Raw genomic sequence first — 15,825 nt, forward strand, 5'->3', positions numbered from 1 at the left:
GCCACGTTAGGAGCGATACCGGGCAGAATCCGCCCGGTATTCTCCGGCTTGTGACCAGGCCCATCGCCCGTGTGCTCGCGCTGCTGGAGATCCTCCAGAGCGGCGGCACGCGCACCGTCGCCGAGCTCGCCGGGCGGCTCGACGTGGACGAGCGCACCGTCCGCCGCTACGCCGAACACCTCGTCGACCTGGGCATCCCGGTGCGTTCGGTACGCGGCCGGTACGGCGGCTACCGGCTGGCCCCCGGCTACCGGATGCCGCCGCTGATGCTCACCGACGAGGAGGCACTGGCCGTCCTGCTCGGCCTGGTCGCGGGGCGGCGCGCGGGGCTGATCACCACGTCCGTCGCGGCCGTCGAGAGCGCGGTCGCGAAGGTCCGCCGGGTGCTTCCCGAGGCGCTGGGCCGCCGGTTGGACGCGCTGCTGGAGACGGCCGACTTCACCGCACCCGCCCGGAAAGCCTTGTCGGCCGAGGCCGAGGTGCTGCTCACCGTCGCGGAGGCGGCGCGGGACCGGCGTCCGGTGGGGCTCGCGTATCTCGCCGGTCACGGCGGTGCGAGCGAACGCGTCGTCCATCCCTACGGTGTCGTGGCGCACTCCGGACGGTGGTATCTGACCGGCTTCGACTCGGCCGGCGGCGAGGTGCGCACCTTCCGCGTCGACCGGATCAAGTCCGCCGAGATTCAGGCCGGGACCTTCGAGGCACCGGACGGTTTCGATCCGGCCGAGCGAGTGCTGACCGCGCTGGCCGAGGCGCCGTACCGGCACGACGTCTCCGTGCGGATCGAGGCGACGCCAGAGGAGATCCGCGCCGTTTTCCCGCCGTCCGTGGCCACCCTCGAAACCGACGGCGACCGGGTGCGCGCCCGCATCCGGGCACAGCGGCTGGACTGGATCCCGCCGCTGCTCGCCGCGCTCGACCGGCCGTTCGTGATCGAACGGCCGGCCGAGCTCCGGGATCTGGTCGGCGCGCTGGCGGCCCGGCTGGCCGAGCGGGCGCGCTGACCGGTCACTTACCGCAGAACACCGTCCGGACGAGCTTGTTCAGCGCCGCCGGGAACGCCTGCCCCGCGTTCGCGTCTTCCCCGGCGGTGATCGACGCGGTCAGCGTCTTGCTGCCGTCCGGCGTGCTGTACATCAGCGATCCGTAGCCGTTGAGGCCACCGTTGTGGTTGAGGACGACGCCGACACAGCCCGGGCCCAAGTCCTGCGAGAACTGCCCGAGACCGTAGAAGCCGTAGAGGCTTTCGCTGCCCGGATGCGTCACGCGCATCTCGGCCAGCAGCCAGGCCGGCAGGAGCTTTCCGCTCTGCAGCGCGGAGTAGTAGGTCTGGAGATCCTTGGTCGTCGAGATCATGTCACCGGCGCTGGAGATCCAGCTCGGGTTCTGGTGGGTCACGTCGATCGTCTTCCACTGGCCGGCGTCTTCGTAGCGGTAGTAGGCGTGGGCGTACGGCTTGGGCATCCCTGCCCACGCCCCCGGCGACAAGGTGTCACGCAGCTTGAGCGGCCGCAGGATCCGCCGGTCCAGCTCGTCGGCGAAGGGACGGCCGCTGAGCTTCTCGACCAGCAGCCTGGCCACCACGTAGTTGGTGTTGGAGTAGCTCCAGCGCGCTCCCGGCTCGAAGACCGCGGGCTTGGACACGGCAAGGCGCACCAGCTGTTCCGGCTGGTAGGTGTGGAACCGCTTGTCCACCCATTCCTTGCCTGCCCACGGGATTCCCGGCGTGACCGTCCCGTCCGGGTTGTACTCGCCGGTGTGGTTGAACAGCCCGCTGGTGTGCTGCAGCAGCATCCGCACGGTGATCCGCGAGTCCAGCCCGAACTCGGGAAGGAACTTCGCCACCGGCGTGTCGAGGCCGATCCGGCCCTCGGCCACGAACTGCAGGAGCAGGGTCGCGGTGAAGTTCTTCGTCGTGCTGCCGAGGCGGAAGTGGCCGTTCGTCGACGGCTTCGCGGTGCCGCCCAGCTCGCGCACCCCGGCGCTGCCGGTCCATTCGCCCCGTTCGTCACGGACACGCAGCTGCATCCCGGCGAAGCCCGCGTCGACGAATTCCTGGACAGCCTGCCGCAGTTCCGGGCGATCCTGCCCGGCGGAGGCGGCGGGTGCGGTCACGCCGGCCAGCAGCGCGGCGGCCAGCACGGTGAGTCCGATGCGGCGGAAGGTCTTCGGTGTCTTGGTCATGGCGACCACGTTCGCGGGTCGCGCTGACACGGGACGGTCACGGCGCTGACATGGGGCGTCAGCCTGAGAGGCGGGCTTCGATGCCGTCGAGGAGGAAATCGAGGCCCATCCGGAAGGTTTCGCCGGCGTCCAGGTGGACGGCGTCGCGGACGACCGTGGCCAGCGCGGGGAGATCACCACTGGCGAACGCCCGCGTCAGATAGGGCCCGAGTGTGGCCTGCCACCGCTGCTCGTCCATCCCGGTGGCTCGTTCCGCGCGCCGCTCGGCGATTTCCCGGCGTACCGCGCCGATCGTGTACGCGTTGACCGCCGAGACCACCGGCATCGCGGAATCCACCCCGACGTCGCCCAGCGCCGCCATCACGGCCTCCGCGGTGGCCAGCGCGTTCGGTCCCAGCTGGGGCCTGCCGCCCAGGAGGTCGGCGAGCCATTCGTGCCGGTGGACTGCGTGCCGCATCGCGTCGGCAAGCGACCGCAGCACCTCCCGCCAGCCGTCTCCTGAGGGCCGGATCTCGGCGTGGGCGGCGTCGACCATCAGGTCGAGCAGCTCCTCTTTGCTCTCGATGTAGCCGTACAGCCGCATCGGGCCGACGTCCAGCGCGGTGGCGATCTTGCGCAGGGACACCGCGTCCAGGCCGTCCGCGTCGGCGAGCCGGATCGCCGCGCGCACGATCAGCTCCCGGCTCAGCGGGGCCAGAGCGGGCCGATCCGGCGGCTCCGGCCGCTCCCACACCACCATGGCGGTGACAATACAACGCATCGCTCGATACAGTGTATCGACCAATACACTGTATCGAGAGGTGCGGATCATGACCATCGCCATCGTCGGAGCGGGCCTCGGCGGCCTGGCTCTCGCCCGTGTCCTGCACGTCCACGGCATCGAGGCCGTCGTGTACGAACGGGAATCGTCACGCGACGCGCGCGGGCAGGGCGGCATGCTCGACATCCACGCCGGCACCGGGCAGCGGGCGCTGCGCGAAGCCGGTCTGATCGACCGGTTCTCCGCGATCGCCCGCGGCGAGGGCCAGGACATGCGGCTTCTCGAATCGGACGGCACGCTGCTGCTTCAGGAGGACACGCCGGAGGACGCGCCGTTCGAGCGACCCGAGGTCGATCGTGCCGATCTGCGCGACCTGCTGCTGGACTCGCTTCCCGAGCACACGGTGCGCTGGGGACACGCTTTCGAGTCCGCCGGGGACGGTGTCTTGCGGTTTGTCGACGGGCGCCGCGCGACGTACGACCTGCTCGTCGGCGCCGACGGCGCCAACTCCCGCGTCCGCGCCTTGCTCACCGACGCCCGGCCCGTGCATCTCGGGCACAACCTGGTCGAACTCCGCATCCCCGACATCGACCGCACCCATCCCGAGCTCGCGGCGATGGTCGGGCGCGGCACCTACTGGGTGCTCGGCGACGGGAAGTCCCTCGCCGCGCAGCGCAACGGCGACGGCACCGTCCGCGTCGGACTCAGCTTCTACAACACCGCCGAGGACTGGTTCGCCACCAGCGGGATGCCGCTCGACGATCCGGCCGCCGCCCGGACGTGGCTGATCGGGCGGCTCGACGGCTGGGACGCGCGGTTCACCGCGCTGATCGCGGCCTGCGACGACGTCGTCGTGCCGCGGGCGATCGCCGCCCTCCCGGTCGGCCTGACCTGGCCGTCGGCACCGGACGTCACCCTGCTCGGCGATGCCGCGCATCTGATGCCGGCGGTGGGTGAAGGCGCCAACATGGCCCTGCTCGACGGTGCCCTGCTCGGTCTCGCGCTGGCCGCGCGGCCGGACGACTTCCCCGGCGCCGTCAAGGAGTACGAACACGAGATGTTCGACCGCACCGGCGCCGCCGCCCGGATGTCCGAGCGGGTCCACGAACTCCTGACGGCTCCGGACGCCTCCCGGAGGATGCTCGCGTTCTTCCAGCCCGGCAACCACTAAGGTGGCTATGAACGAAAGCCCATTTCGTTCATAGCCACCGGGGAGCCGAGATGCCGAGCCCGTTCAGCGCCGAGGATCGCGCCAGGATCACCGAGCGGCTCCTGGACGCCGGACGCGCTCTGTTCGCCACCCAGGGCCTGCGCAAGACCTCCCTGGACGACCTCGTGACCCCCGCCGGGATCGCCAAAAGCAGCTTCTACGCCTTCTTCGACTCCAAGGAGGCGCTGTACCTGGAGCTTATGCTGCGTCAGGCCCCTGAGCTGCACAAAGAGCTGGCGGACGTGGTGAACGAGACCGAAAACGCGCGCGCCGCCCTTGGCGGTTTCCTGCGCGCCACGGTACGGATCTTGGCGGAGAACCCGCTCTACCACCGGCTGATCACGCATCCCGAGGAGATGCGGGCGGTGGCCCGCCGGATGGGTCCCGACGAGATGGCCAGGGCCGAGCAGGTGCTGCCGCTGTCCGGATTCCTGGCGGCGGCCAGAGGCAAAGGGCAGCTCGTCGACGCCGACGACGAGGAGCTGACCGGGGTGCTCCGGGCCGTGTTGCTGCTGCCGATGCACCGGCAGGACATCGGCGAGCAGCGCTACCCCGCCGTACTCGACCGCCTCATCGACATCGTCGCGGCGGGACTGACCGAGGAGTGACCATGCGCGAAGGTGTATTGGCAGGTGGCGCCCCGTACTTCGAATTCGGGACGGGAAGCCCGCTCGTGGTCTTCCGGACGGTGCTGCCCGATTCGGCCAACCCCACCGGCGTCGCCCGATGGGCGGAGATGCGGTCCCTCAAACCGCTGGCCGCGCGGTTCACCGTGCTGACGGTCGGACGGCGACCGGGGCTCGAACCCGGCGTCACCATGGCCGAGCTCGCCGCCCACCACGCCGAGGAGCTGCGGGAGAGGTTCGACCGGCCGGTGGACGTGCTCGGCGTGTCCACGGCCGGTTGCCTGGCGCTGCAGTTCGCCGCCGACCATCCCGGCCTGGTGCGACGGCTGGTGGTCGTGGCCGCGGGTGCCCGTCTCGGCTCCACCGGCCGCCGCGTCCAGCGCCTGTACGCGGACCGGCTGGCCACCGGGCAGCACCGGGCCGCGGCCATGGCGCTGGCGCCCACCGTCGCGGAATCCCGGCCCGGGCGGGCGCTGCTGGCCGGTCTGCTGGCGCTGACCTCGGGCCGCCCGGCGGACCCGCGCGGCATGGTGGCCATGCTGCGGGCCGAGGAGGCGTTCGACATCGAAGACCGGCTCGGCGAGATCAGCGCGCCCACCTTGGTGATCGCCGGTTCGCGAGACGCCCTCTATCCGCTCGAACTCGCCGAGCGAGTGGCCGACAAGGCACGCCGCGGCGATCTCAAGGTCTACCCGGGACGTCGGCACCACACCGTGATGAGCGATCGCCGCTTCACCAAAGACGTCTTCGAATTCCTTCTCTGACCTGGCTGCGATCGGGAGTTCGGCGCCGGTCTCCGCTACGCGGTGGCCCGCCTCGCGTACACCTCTATCTCGATCTTCATCCGAGGGTCGGCGAGGCCGCACATGAGCATCGTGGCGGCCGGCCGGACCTCACCGAAGGCCCGGCGCAGGACCGGCCAGCAGGGCTCGAAATCCTCCCTGTCCGGCAGCAGATATCGCACCCGCACCACATCGGCGAAGGCGCACTTCGCCTCGGCCAGTGCGGCCTCGATGTTGTGCAGGCACTGCTCGGCCTGCTCCACGACGTCATCGGAGATCGTCATGGTGGAGTAGTCGAATCCGGTCGTCCCGGACACGTGTACCCAGTCGCCGTCCACCACGGCCCGGGCGTAGCCGATCTCCTCCTCGAACGTCGAGCCGCTGAGAATCGCGCGTCGTTCTGTCACCCGTCGAACGCTAAGTGACCAGCACGAATACGTCCAATACAGCTACCGGCATCGCCTGATATCTCTGGAAATATGGAACGCCCCGAACTTCCCCTGCCGCAACTGCACGCCTTCGTCGTACTCGCCGAGGAACTCCACTTCGGCCATGCGGCCGCGCGTCTCGGTATCGCGCAACCCCCGCTGAGCCAGCAGATCCGCCGCCTGGAGGACAAGGTCGGCCACGCGCTGTTCCACCGCGCACCCGGACGCATCGCCCTCACCCCGGCCGGCCGGGAACTGCTGCCCGCCGCCCGGTGTGCCCTCGCCGCCGTCACCGACGGCCTCGTCGCGGCCCGGGCCGTCGGCAGCGGCGTCGCCGGCCGCCTGCGGATCGGGTTCGCCGCCTCCCTGGCCCTGACCGTCCTGCCCGGTCTGCTGCGCACCTTCCGGGACCGGTTCCCCGATGTGCACCTGGACATCCACGAGATGACCACGGCGCCGCAGCTCACCGCCTTGCACGACAAGATCATCGACATCGGCCTGGTGCGCGAGCCGCCCGGCGACGAAACAGAGCTCGGTTTCAGGACCGTTCTGACCGAACCCTTCGTGGCCGTCCTGCCGTCGACCCACCCGCTCGCGGCTCACCGAACCGTGCGGGTCGAGCAGCTGGCGGGCTCGCCCTTCGTGCTCCTGCCCCGCGAGGCCGGCCCGCAGCTGTACGACCAGATCACCGGCCTGTGCACCGCGACCGGCTTCACGCCCCGGGTGGCCCAGCACGCGGTGGAATGGCAGACCGTCTGCGCACTGGTGGGAACCGGCCTTGGCGTGTCACTGGCCCCGGCGAGCATCCGGCGCATCCGCCTCAAAGGCGTCGCCTTCCGGGGGATCGAGCCCAGCACCGCTCGCACGCGAGTTGCCGTCGCTTGGCGCAAGGACGAGCGGAATCCCATGGTCGCGCGCCTCTTGGCGACCGTCACCGGTCCGCGCTGACCCGCCGCTAGTCGTGCGACAGGTCGACGAAGCGGCTGTAGTGCAGCTGGTGCGCCACGGTGATCGTCGCCGTCGGCCCGGCACGGTGCTTCGCGATGATCAGGTCCGCCTCACCGGCCCGCGGGTCGTCCCGCTCCCAGGCGTCGGGGCGGTTGACCAGGATGACGAGGTCGGCGTCCTGCTCCAGCGAGCCTGACTCACGGAGGTCGGACAGCATCGGGCGTTTGTCGGTTCGCTGCTCGGGGCCACGGTTCAGCTGGCTGATCGCGATCACCGGGACCTCGATCTCCTTCGCCAGCAGCTTCATCTGCCGCGAGAACTCCGAGACCTCCTGCTGCCGCGACTCGACGCGCTTGCCCGAGGTCATCAGCTGGAGATAGTCGAGGACGACGAGCTTGAGGTCGTTGCGCTGCTTGAGCCGCCGGGCCTTCGCGCGGATCTCCATCATCGTCATGTTCGGCGAGTCGTCGACGAACAGCGGCGCCTCGGAGACTTCGCTCATCCGGCGCGCGAGCCGCGTCCAGTCGTCGTCGGACATCTTGCCACCGCGCATATCCGCCAGGCGGATCCGAGCCTCGGCCGAGAGCATGCGCATGACGATCTCGGTCCTGCTCATTTCCAGCGAGAAGATGACGCTGGTCAGACCGTGCTTGATGGACGCCGAACGCGCGAAGTCGAGTCCCAGGGTCGATTTCCCGACACCGGGACGCGCCGCGACGATGATCATCTGGCCGGGGTGCAGGCCGTTGGTCAGATCGTCGAAGTCGGCGAACCCGGTCGGGATGCCCTGCGACTGCCCACCGCGCGACGCGATCGCGTCGATCTCGTCCATGGTCGGCTGCAGCAGCTCTTCCAGCGCGACGTAGTCCTCGCTGGTGCGCCGCTCGGTGACGTCGTAGATCGCGGCCTGCGCGCGGTCGACGACCTCGTCGATGTTCGCGCCGTCGGCCGCGGCCGCGCCGTAGCCGTACTGCACGATCCGCGTGCCCGCCTCGACCAGGCGCCGCAGCACCGCCTTCTCGGAGACGATCTCGGCGTAGTACCCGGCGTTCGCCGCCGTCGGCACGGTTGCGATCAGGGTGTGCAGATACGGTGCGCCGCCGACGCGGCCCAGTTCGCCGCGGCGTTCCAGCTCGGCGGAGACGGTGATCGGGTCGGCGGGTTCGCCTCGGCCGTAGAGATCGAGGATGACGTCGTAGATCGCTTGATGCGCGGGACGGTAGAAGTCGTCGGGGCCGAGGGCTTCGATGACGTCGGCGACGGCGTCCTTCGACAGCAGCATGCCGCCGAGCACGGATTGCTCGGCCGCGATGTCCTGCGGAGGCTGGCGGTCGTACTCGCCGCCACGCGGACCGGGATCACTGGGACCCGGGTCGGACTCCGCGTACATCGGATTGCGGTCGTCGGTCAGCGCCACCGCTGCTGCCACCTCCTCAAGACATCGAACACGCGTTCGATTATGCCAGAACTTCCCCGGTCGATCCGCCCGCGCCCGTCCGCCCCTCCCGTGGCTCCGGACCCTCCCCTGTCGTCCCCTCTTCGGCCGGACGGTCACCACTGTGTGTACCGGCCCGGCGGGCACGCTAAGCCCCTCGAAAGGACCAGCGCAATTTCGCCTGGGGACCGCCCTGTGGATAACCTGGGGATGACTGTGGGCATCCCTTCACAGGTGGCCGAAACCCTGTGTACAACTTGTGGGCAACGCCGGGATGGTCTGACAAAAGCACTGGTCAGAGCCTGTGGAGACACTGTGGAGAACTTTATTCACCTCGCGACGGCGTGTCGGGCAAAACTCGTCGTTCGGCGTGTCGCACGCGGGCGCACAGGGGTGCCCTGTGGATGAATGCTACGGAGGGTAGAGGGGTGACCCGCCGGGCTGAACGGGCCGGAATTCAGGACGCGAACAACCTGCCCTGTGCGCTCCGTAGTCGTTCTCCGAGAACCTGCTGGTCGGCGGGTGTGAAGGCGATCCTCGGCTCGCCACTCCCCGGTACCTCCTCGGTCAGCCAGCGGCCCTCGGACGTATCGATGTAGTTCACCGGGCGTTCGATCCGCTGCCGCGCGCCGCTCCGGCCGCGGGCCGCGACGTAGAGGCTTCCGCTCCCCATACGGCGTAACGCGAGGATGCGGCGAAGCTCGTCGGCCTCCTGGCTCCCGGTGCTCTGCCGTCCACTGCGAAGCACCTCGAAGCCCTCGTCCTGCGCCGTCGACGACGAGCGCGGAGCCTCGACCTGACTCTTCGGGACGGCGATCGGCCGGCCGCGGCCAGGTGCGAGCTTCGGGATCTGGTCGAGGAACTCGGTGAGCAGCTCTTCGGGCCGCGCGGAAGCCAGCGCGACGCCGTCGTGCTCGCTGTGCCGGGCGAGCACGAAACCCTCGCCGCCGGCGCTGCCCGCGAGCAGGCTGAAGCTCAGCGCCTTCCCCTCGAACCCGCCGTCGACCCAGCCGTAGTACTCCAGCGACGGCCTGGCGATCGCTTCGAGCGTCGCCTTGAACCCGGGGTGCAGCCCGCGCGCGCCGAAGAGGCCCTGGCTCGCCAGTTCCTCGTTGGTCCGCTCGTCCTCGGCCCGCTGCGCGTCCTCGTCGTACCAGGTCGGCGTTTCCGACAGGATCGTGTGCGGTTCGCCGCCTCGGCGGCGGATCAGCGTGATGAGGGTGCCGGTCGTGATCGTGACCTGTTTGTCCAGCACCGGAACTGCCCCCTAGTCGTTCTGTTCGTCCAGCCCGGAACAAGACAAGCCGGGCGCGCCCCAATCTTGGCACGCGCCCGGCCCGCTCGTGACGACTACTCGCCGATCACCGGCGGTGCGGTGAGTTCATCGGTTCCGAAGATCTCGTTGGGGTCGTCGCCGACGAGGAACTTGGCGCTGCGCTCCTCGTCTTCGCCACCCTTGCCCTTGGCGCCACCGGCTCCCATACCGCCCATGCCGCCCATCATTCCGCCCGCGCCGCGACCCGCTCCGGAACCGGCGCCACCGGCACCTCCGCCCATACCGGCGCCGCCCATCGCACCCGCGTTGCCGGGCAGGGCCGCACCGCTCCCGCCACCGGGACCGAAGCCGCCTCCAGGGCCGAATCCGCCGTCCGGGCCGAAGCCGCCCGCACCGGGGATGTCGGTGCCGCCGAAGCCGCCGCCACCGCCTCCGCCGCCACCCGGGCCGAAGCCACCGGCGCCGGGGATCTTCGGCGGGGTGTAGCCGGACGCGTTCGTCCCGTCGTCCCAGGACGGCGGCTTGTAGTTGCTGCCGGGGATGTTCGGGTTGTACTGCCCGCCGGGCAGGTTCGAACCCGGCATGTTCGAGCCGGGGAGATTGCTGCCCGGAAGGTTCGACCCCGGCGTGCCGATACCCGGCATGTTCGAACCGGGGATGTTCGGGGCAGGGACGTTCGGCATCCCGCCGGGCGGCATCGAACCGGGCGGCGTCGAGATACCCGGCATGCCGTTGTTCCCGTTCCGGTCGCCCTGGCCGCCGTCGTCCTTGTCTTTGCCCTTGCCGCCGCCGTTGACGTCGACGTTCGTGTTCTGCCCCTCCATCTTGTTGTAGGTGGGCAGCTTCTTGCCGTTCTCGGAACTGGCCTTGAAGTACTCGTTGAACGCGTCGACGTTCGCTTGACCCTTTTGGTTGTAGTCCCGGATCGCGCGGTCGGTGTCGGTGGTCCACGGGGTGATGGAGTTGAGCAGGTTGTTCTTCGGCGGATCCTTCGGGACCTGCTGCACCTTCGCCTTCACCGTGGTGAAGGCGGTGTTCTGCTCACCGAGGTACTTGTCGGAGTCCACCAGCTTCTTGCCGGAGTCCTCCATCCACGTCCGCAGCGGATGCGCGCCCGACTGCTGCGCGGCTTCGGCGCTCTTACCGGTCCAGGCGGCGTCCATCTCCTTCGACAGGTTGTCGATGGTGGTCAGCCTGTCCTGGTAGCCGGCCTTGAGCCGGGTCGCCGCGGCCTGGCCCTCCTGGATCGACCCGGTACCCGGACCGGTGACGATCTTCTCCCAGATGTTGTAGCAGTCGATCTTGCGATCGCCGCCGGACGCTTCGAAGTCGCCGGATTTCGTGGTCGCCAGGTTGTAGGCCGAATACCCGGCGATGATCGGCAGCAGGAACACGCGTCAGCCCTCCTTCAACGTCTCGATCATCGCTTCCCCCACTTTGAGCGCGACCGGGCACGGATCACTCGCGCCGGGTCCGTTGTCGTACTGCACCAGGATGTTCACGGCCAGCTGGTCGGTCACCCCGACGAAGAGCCCGCATTTGCCCTGCTTGCGGCCGTCGAGCGACGCGGCGTACACCGCCGGGTAGCCGCCTACCTCTGTCGGCTCGAAGTACTCGTTGTTGGCCTTCGTGTCGTAGACGTCGCTCAGGCCGTTCTTGTTCGCGAGCACCGGGCTGATCTCGATCTGGTTCAGCCGGTCGTCGGCGGCGAAGATCGAGCAGCCGGGTCCGACGCTCGTGGTCCGCCGCTCGCCTTCGCCGAGACCGAGCTCGGACCGCTTCGCCGCGGAAAGCGCCGAGCAGGCGTCGCTCTCGATCGACGAGGTTTTCAACGGGTTCGACACCTTGGGCGCGGAGCCGGACGAGCCGCTCGACGCGCTCGGGGCGCCGGCCCCGGTCGTGTAGGACGGCTCCGACGAGGCGGTGCCGTTCTTGGTGCCGGAACAGCCGGCGACCAGCGCGCCCGCGGCCAGAAGGAGAACGAGGGAACGTCGCATCACACGCCCTTGTGCTTGTTGAGCGAAGCCTGCGTTTCGGCTTCGTTCGTGGCGATCTTCTTCTTGGCGGCGGTCAGCTGGTCGATGTAGTTCTTGACGTATTCCTGCATCTTCTGGTTCTGCTCCAGGAACGCCTTGCCCGACGGGTTCGCCAGCTTCTCCCAGTCGCCGCTCGCGAACTCCTTGCCGGGCGCCTTGACGTTCGCCATCAGGTTCGCGTCGTTGTAGTCCTTCTTGAGCTCGACCTGCAGGTCCGTCCACTTCTTGATGATGCCGTCGATCTTGTCCTTGTCGAAGGTGAACCCGCCGCCGCCTCCGCCCGACGCCGGCTTGTCCGGGTTGGCCGGCGCGGACACCGTGACCTTCTCCTGCCGGTTCTGCTCGGCGTTGCTGTCGTAAGCCATTGCGTCCAGATCTCCCCGTGCCTCGACGTCGAGTCTCGATAATGCCTCGATCCCCAGTCAAGCTTAAGACGTCGCCTGGTGGGGTGCGGTTCCCCGTAAAACAAAGGGCGGGACACCTCCGGAATGGAGACGTCCCGCCCGTTGCCGAAGTGGTGTTACTTGGCCTTGACCTCGAGCCGCACGTCGACGCGGACGTCGGGGTGCAGACGGGCGCCGACCGAGTGCTTGCCCACGGTCTTGATGTGGTCCTTCAGCTCGATGACGCGCTTGTCGAGCAGCGGGCCACCCGCGGCCTTGATCGCGTCCACGATCTCGGCGGTGGTGATCGAACCGAAGAGCTTCTTCGAGCCCTCGGCCGCCTTGCCGCTCAGCTGGATGGCGCCGAGGCCCTCCAGGGTCGCCTTGATCTCCTTGGCGTGGTCGAGGTCGCGGATGCGACGGCTCTCCTGCGCCCGCTTGATCGTGCGCACGTTCTTCTCCGCGCCCTTGGTGGCCACGATCGCGTAGCCGCGGGGGAGCAGGTAGTTGCGTGCGTAGCCGTCCTTGACCTCGACGATGTCGCCGGGCCCACCGAGGTTGGCGACGTCGGTGGTGAGAATGATCTTCGCCATTGACGTGCCTCCTTAGCGCGCGGTCGAGGTGTAGGGCAGCAGCGCCATCTCACGGGAGTTCTTGACCGCGATGGCGATGTCACGCTGGTGCTGGCTGCAGTTGCCGGTCACCCGGCGGGCACGGATCTTCCCGCGGTCGGAGATGTACTTCCGAAGCAGGTTGGTGTCCTTGTAGTCGATGTTCTCCGGGCGGCCCTTCTTCTCGGCCTTGCAGAACACGCAGACCTTCTTCTTGGGCTTGCGGATGGGTGGCTTGGCCACGGTATTACTCCTGAATTTCTACGTAGTGGTTGTCTCGAGGCGTCTCGCGGAGCTCTCGCCCGCGGTGGATCGCCTGATCAGAAGGGCGGCTCGTCGGAGAAACCGCCGCCACCGCCGCCACCGGCGGGCGGGGCGGAACCCCACGGGTCGTCGGCGGGCGGGGCGCTCTGGCCACCGCCGCCACCACCGAAGCCGCCGCCACCGCCACCGGTGCCACGGCTGACCTTGTTCACCTTGGCGGTGGCGTAGCGCAGCGACGGGCCGATCTCATCGACCTCGAGCTCGACGACGGTGCGCTTCTCGCCTTCCTTGGTCTCGAAAGACCGCTGCTTGAGGCGCCCCTGCACGACGACTCGCGCGCCACGCGTCAGCGACTCGGCGACGTTCTCGGCCGCCTGACGCCAGATGTTGCAGCGCAGGAACAGGGCCTCGCCGTCCTTCCACTCACCGGACTGACGGTCCAGCGTGCGCGGGGTGGACGCGACCGTGAAGTTCGCGACCGCCGCACCGGAAGGGGTGAAGCGAAGCTCCGGGTCGGACGTGAGGTTGCCGATCACCGTGATGACGGTGTCTCCAGCCATCGGGAAAGTCCTTCGGCTCAGGCCTTGGCGGCGGCGGTCGCGGCGCGCTTGATCTCGCGGCGCATGACCTTGGTGCGGAGCACGGTCTCCTGCAGCGAGAGCTGACGGTCCAGCTCCTTGACCGCTTCCGAAGTCGAGTTCAGGTCGAGGAGCGCGTAGATGCCCTCGGCGTGCTTCTTGATCTCGTAGGACAGCCGGCGACGGCCCCAGACGTCGACCTTCTCGACGCTTCCGCCCGAAGTACGGATCACGTTGAGGAAGTTGTCCAGGGTCGGGGCCACCGTACGCTCGTCGAGCGTGGGGTCCAGGATGACCATTACCTCGTAATGGCGTGACACAACCACTCACCTCCTATGGGCTCGCGGCCACGGACTGTCCGTGGCAGGAGGGTTTGTCCAGGTAAGCGTACCTGGCGGTCAGGAGACGCGGCGCAGGACCCAGGTGCGGACCAGCGCGGCGGTCACGCCGGCGAGCACGAGCACCGCGAGCAGCATCGGCAGCTGGACGTCGCCGCCGGGCATGCCGTCGGTCGCGAGCGCTTCGGCGTTGCCCGCGTTGCGGACGTCGGGCCCCTGCCCGGCCTGGCCTTCGGTGCCGTACTGCGGGGCACCCTCGCCAGGGAGCGGGCTGTTCGCCGGGTAGCGCACGCCCGGCGCCACGGCGACACCCGGCTGCGCGACCGGCAGGTTGCCGTAGTCGCGCGGCGGGGCGTAGCCGGTGCCGTTGCTGCCGCCGGGCAGCAGGCTCGGCGAGGTCGGGAGGCCGTTGGTGCCGCCGCCGTTGCCGCCCTGCTGCGGGCCGGTGGTGCCCGGCGACGGCAGGGTGGGCGCGACGTAGTTCGTGGCGACCGTGGTCAGGCCGCAGCTGCCGGCGACCTTGTGCTCGATGGAGTCGAGGGTCTTCTCGGGGTTGAGCCCGAGGCCCCAGGACTTGGTGTCCTTGACCGCCTGTCGCACGGCCGTGCCGATCGCCTTGCCGTCGACCGAGCCGCCCGCGGCGTTCGGGACCGCGCCGACGTTGATGGTGTTGACCTTCGCGATGTCGTTCGCGGCGACGTCGTACAGAGCCAGCGTGCCCGCTTCCCGCGCGCCCGCCCGCACCAGTTCCTTGACCGAGGTGCCGGTGATCGCGACGGTGTCGCCCATCCCGCCGTTCACGGTGCCGCTGCACGCGTTCGCCAGGGTGGTGGCCGCCGAGGCGGTGCCCGCCGTCAGGAGCGCGCCACCGGTGACCATGGTCGCGAGTGCGGTGACGGTGAGCGCCTTGCGGGTGGTCTGCCAGATGGTGGTCTTCCGCACGAGCGCGATCCTCCGGTCGGTGGGGGCGTGAAGCAGTGCGTGAGGAATCACTGCAACGGGGATAACGAGGGAGTGACCAGAAAGATACTAGGCGGTAGGACTAACTTGTAGCGGCCATTCGGCGGAGGACCCAGGTGCGGACGAGGCCCGCGCTGACTCCGGAGAGTGCCAAAACGGCGATCAGCAGCGGCAGTTTCCCGTCCTGAGTGAAGCCATCGCTCACGCTCGGTAGCGCTTCGGCCTGTCCCGCATTCTGGACGTCCGGATTCCCGCCCTGGTTTTCGGTCGCGATGCCGAACTGCGGCGCGTAACCCGGGATCTGGCCGCCGTAGCGGAGACCGGGCGAGGGGCTGAAGAGACCGGCCGTCGCCATCGGGATGGAGCTGTAGTCGCGCATCGGGGCGTAGCCCGTGCTGATGCCCCACGGCAGGCCGCCGAAGTTCGGGGTGAAGGTGCCGGGCAGGAGCGGGCTGTTCGCCGCGGGGATGCCGCCGGACGGCGTGCCGCCCTGCGCGGGAGCCCCCGGCCCGCCGGTCTGCGGTCCGCCGCTGCCGGGAGCGGGTTTCCCAGGCTGGGGCTGGGTTCCCGGGGCGGGCTGGCCGCCGCCGGTCAAGGCCTGGGTGGTGCCGGCGACCGCGCCGTTCAGCGCTTCCGCGGCGGGCGCCCCGACGACCGGGACCGGCGCGACGACGGTGTTCACCACGGTCACCGTCACCTTGCAGACCGTGCCGAGCAGCGCGTTGATCGTGCCCGTGAGCACTCCGGAGACCGGTCCGGCCTGGCCGAGGTTGAGCGGAATGCCGAGCAACGGGGTCTTGCCGAGGATCGTGTCGCCGGTCTTCGCGGTCACCGAGCCGCCACAGGTGGCGGTCTTGGTCTCCGCGGCGGCGGCCGTGCCGGGCATGGCGAGGGCGGCCGAACCCGCGAGAATGAAGGCCGACGCACCCAGGGCGGTCGCCCTCCGTGTCCGTTCGCGCATGCCTTCGACTCCTCCGTCGTCGGGATCACCTACCCGGACAACGAC

The 15,825-nt window shown here is 69.4% G+C and carries 19 protein-coding genes; 5 read left to right on the forward strand and 14 right to left on the reverse strand.

From position 1 onward, the window contains the following. Positions 1 to 50 precede the first annotated feature (50 nt). Positions 51 to 1,004 carry a helix-turn-helix transcriptional regulator gene (locus ACIBTM_RS38670; RefSeq protein ID WP_395882103.1) on the forward strand — a complete coding sequence of 318 codons (954 nt, stop codon included), beginning with the start codon at positions 51 to 53 and terminating at the stop codon, positions 1,002 to 1,004. 4 nt (positions 1,005 to 1,008) lie between these two features. Here ACIBTM_RS38670 and ACIBTM_RS38675 read toward each other — a convergent pair whose 3' ends face one another. After that, entirely contained in the window at positions 1,009 to 2,184 is a 1,176-nt protein-coding gene (locus ACIBTM_RS38675; protein WP_395882104.1) for a serine hydrolase domain-containing protein, read from the reverse strand. Between the two features lie 58 nt (positions 2,185 to 2,242). After that, positions 2,243 to 2,923, reverse strand: coding sequence for a TetR/AcrR family transcriptional regulator (locus ACIBTM_RS38680; RefSeq protein WP_395882105.1), 681 nt, complete (start codon positions 2,921 to 2,923; stop codon positions 2,243 to 2,245). A 70-nt stretch (positions 2,924 to 2,993) separates the two neighbouring features. On the opposite strand from ACIBTM_RS38680, the gene ACIBTM_RS38685 reads away from it, so the two are divergent. The 3 genes from ACIBTM_RS38685 to ACIBTM_RS38695 are packed head-to-tail and all read left to right on the forward strand — an operon-like array spanning position 2,994 to position 5,544. Then, positions 2,994 to 4,115: an FAD-dependent oxidoreductase gene (locus ACIBTM_RS38685; protein WP_395882106.1), complete on the forward strand. Its 1,122-nt coding sequence runs from the start codon at positions 2,994 to 2,996 to the stop codon at positions 4,113 to 4,115. Between the two features lie 50 nt (positions 4,116 to 4,165). Then, complete coding sequence (locus ACIBTM_RS38690; RefSeq protein ID WP_395882107.1) at positions 4,166 to 4,762, forward strand: TetR/AcrR family transcriptional regulator; 597 nt, start codon at positions 4,166 to 4,168, stop codon at positions 4,760 to 4,762. Between the two features lie 2 nt (positions 4,763 to 4,764). Then, positions 4,765 to 5,544: an alpha/beta fold hydrolase gene (locus tag ACIBTM_RS38695; protein ID WP_395882108.1), complete on the forward strand. Its 780-nt coding sequence runs from the start codon at positions 4,765 to 4,767 to the stop codon at positions 5,542 to 5,544. 35 nt (positions 5,545 to 5,579) lie between these two features. Here the strand turns inward: ACIBTM_RS38695 and ACIBTM_RS38700 are convergent, their stop codons facing one another. After that, positions 5,580 to 5,969 (reverse strand): RidA family protein, encoded by a 390-nt coding sequence (locus ACIBTM_RS38700; RefSeq protein WP_395882109.1) that lies wholly within the window; start codon positions 5,967 to 5,969, stop codon positions 5,580 to 5,582. A 72-nt stretch (positions 5,970 to 6,041) separates the two neighbouring features. On the opposite strand from ACIBTM_RS38700, the gene ACIBTM_RS38705 reads away from it, so the two are divergent. Further along, positions 6,042 to 6,938, forward strand: coding sequence for a LysR family transcriptional regulator (locus ACIBTM_RS38705; protein ID WP_395882110.1), 897 nt, complete (start codon positions 6,042 to 6,044; stop codon positions 6,936 to 6,938). 7 nt (positions 6,939 to 6,945) lie between these two features. Here ACIBTM_RS38705 and dnaB read toward each other — a convergent pair whose 3' ends face one another. The 11 genes from dnaB to ACIBTM_RS38760 form a co-directional block, all read right to left on the reverse strand. Further along, positions 6,946 to 8,355 (reverse strand): replicative DNA helicase, encoded by a 1,410-nt coding sequence (gene dnaB / locus ACIBTM_RS38710; RefSeq protein WP_016338295.1) that lies wholly within the window; start codon positions 8,353 to 8,355, stop codon positions 6,946 to 6,948. Between the two features lie 475 nt (positions 8,356 to 8,830). After that, positions 8,831 to 9,628 carry an ESX secretion-associated protein EspG gene (locus ACIBTM_RS38715; RefSeq protein WP_395882111.1) on the reverse strand — a complete coding sequence of 266 codons (798 nt, stop codon included), beginning with the start codon at positions 9,626 to 9,628 and terminating at the stop codon, positions 8,831 to 8,833. A gap of 95 nt (positions 9,629 to 9,723) precedes the next feature. Continuing rightward, the gene (locus ACIBTM_RS38720) at positions 9,724 to 11,043 is read right to left on the reverse strand and encodes a hypothetical protein (protein ID WP_395882112.1); all 1,320 of its coding nucleotides are present in this window, start codon (positions 11,041 to 11,043) and stop codon (positions 9,724 to 9,726) included. Between the two features lie 3 nt (positions 11,044 to 11,046). Next, positions 11,047 to 11,646 (reverse strand): DUF3558 domain-containing protein, encoded by a 600-nt coding sequence (locus tag ACIBTM_RS38725; RefSeq protein ID WP_395882113.1) that lies wholly within the window; start codon positions 11,644 to 11,646, stop codon positions 11,047 to 11,049. Further along, positions 11,646 to 12,050 (reverse strand): hypothetical protein, encoded by a 405-nt coding sequence (locus ACIBTM_RS38730; protein WP_395882114.1) that lies wholly within the window; start codon positions 12,048 to 12,050, stop codon positions 11,646 to 11,648. Before ACIBTM_RS38730 ends, ACIBTM_RS38725 begins: the two co-directional genes overlap by 1 nt. A gap of 155 nt (positions 12,051 to 12,205) precedes the next feature. Continuing rightward, complete coding sequence (rplI, locus tag ACIBTM_RS38735) at positions 12,206 to 12,661, reverse strand: 50S ribosomal protein L9 (protein ID WP_005168124.1); 456 nt, start codon at positions 12,659 to 12,661, stop codon at positions 12,206 to 12,208. A gap of 12 nt (positions 12,662 to 12,673) precedes the next feature. Next, positions 12,674 to 12,922, reverse strand: a complete 249-nt coding sequence (rpsR, locus tag ACIBTM_RS38740) for a 30S ribosomal protein S18 (protein ID WP_005168122.1) — start codon at positions 12,920 to 12,922, stop codon at positions 12,674 to 12,676. 77 nt (positions 12,923 to 12,999) lie between these two features. Further along, positions 13,000 to 13,503, reverse strand: coding sequence for a single-stranded DNA-binding protein (locus tag ACIBTM_RS38745; RefSeq protein WP_126734698.1), 504 nt, complete (start codon positions 13,501 to 13,503; stop codon positions 13,000 to 13,002). A 17-nt stretch (positions 13,504 to 13,520) separates the two neighbouring features. Continuing rightward, positions 13,521 to 13,841: a 30S ribosomal protein S6 gene (gene rpsF / locus ACIBTM_RS38750; protein ID WP_016338288.1), complete on the reverse strand. Its 321-nt coding sequence runs from the start codon at positions 13,839 to 13,841 to the stop codon at positions 13,521 to 13,523. A gap of 78 nt (positions 13,842 to 13,919) precedes the next feature. Beyond that, positions 13,920 to 14,801, reverse strand: a complete 882-nt coding sequence (locus tag ACIBTM_RS38755) for a hypothetical protein (RefSeq protein WP_395882115.1) — start codon at positions 14,799 to 14,801, stop codon at positions 13,920 to 13,922. 100 nt (positions 14,802 to 14,901) lie between these two features. Next, on the reverse strand, positions 14,902 to 15,780 hold the full coding sequence (locus ACIBTM_RS38760) for a hypothetical protein (RefSeq protein ID WP_395882116.1): 879 nt from the start codon (positions 15,778 to 15,780) through the stop codon (positions 14,902 to 14,904). Between the last annotated feature and the right edge of the window lie 45 nt (positions 15,781 to 15,825).

It is taken from the genome of Amycolatopsis sp. NPDC049868 (assembly GCF_044461365.1).
In the GTDB taxonomy this organism is placed as follows: Bacteria; Actinomycetota; Actinomycetes; order Mycobacteriales; family Pseudonocardiaceae; genus Amycolatopsis.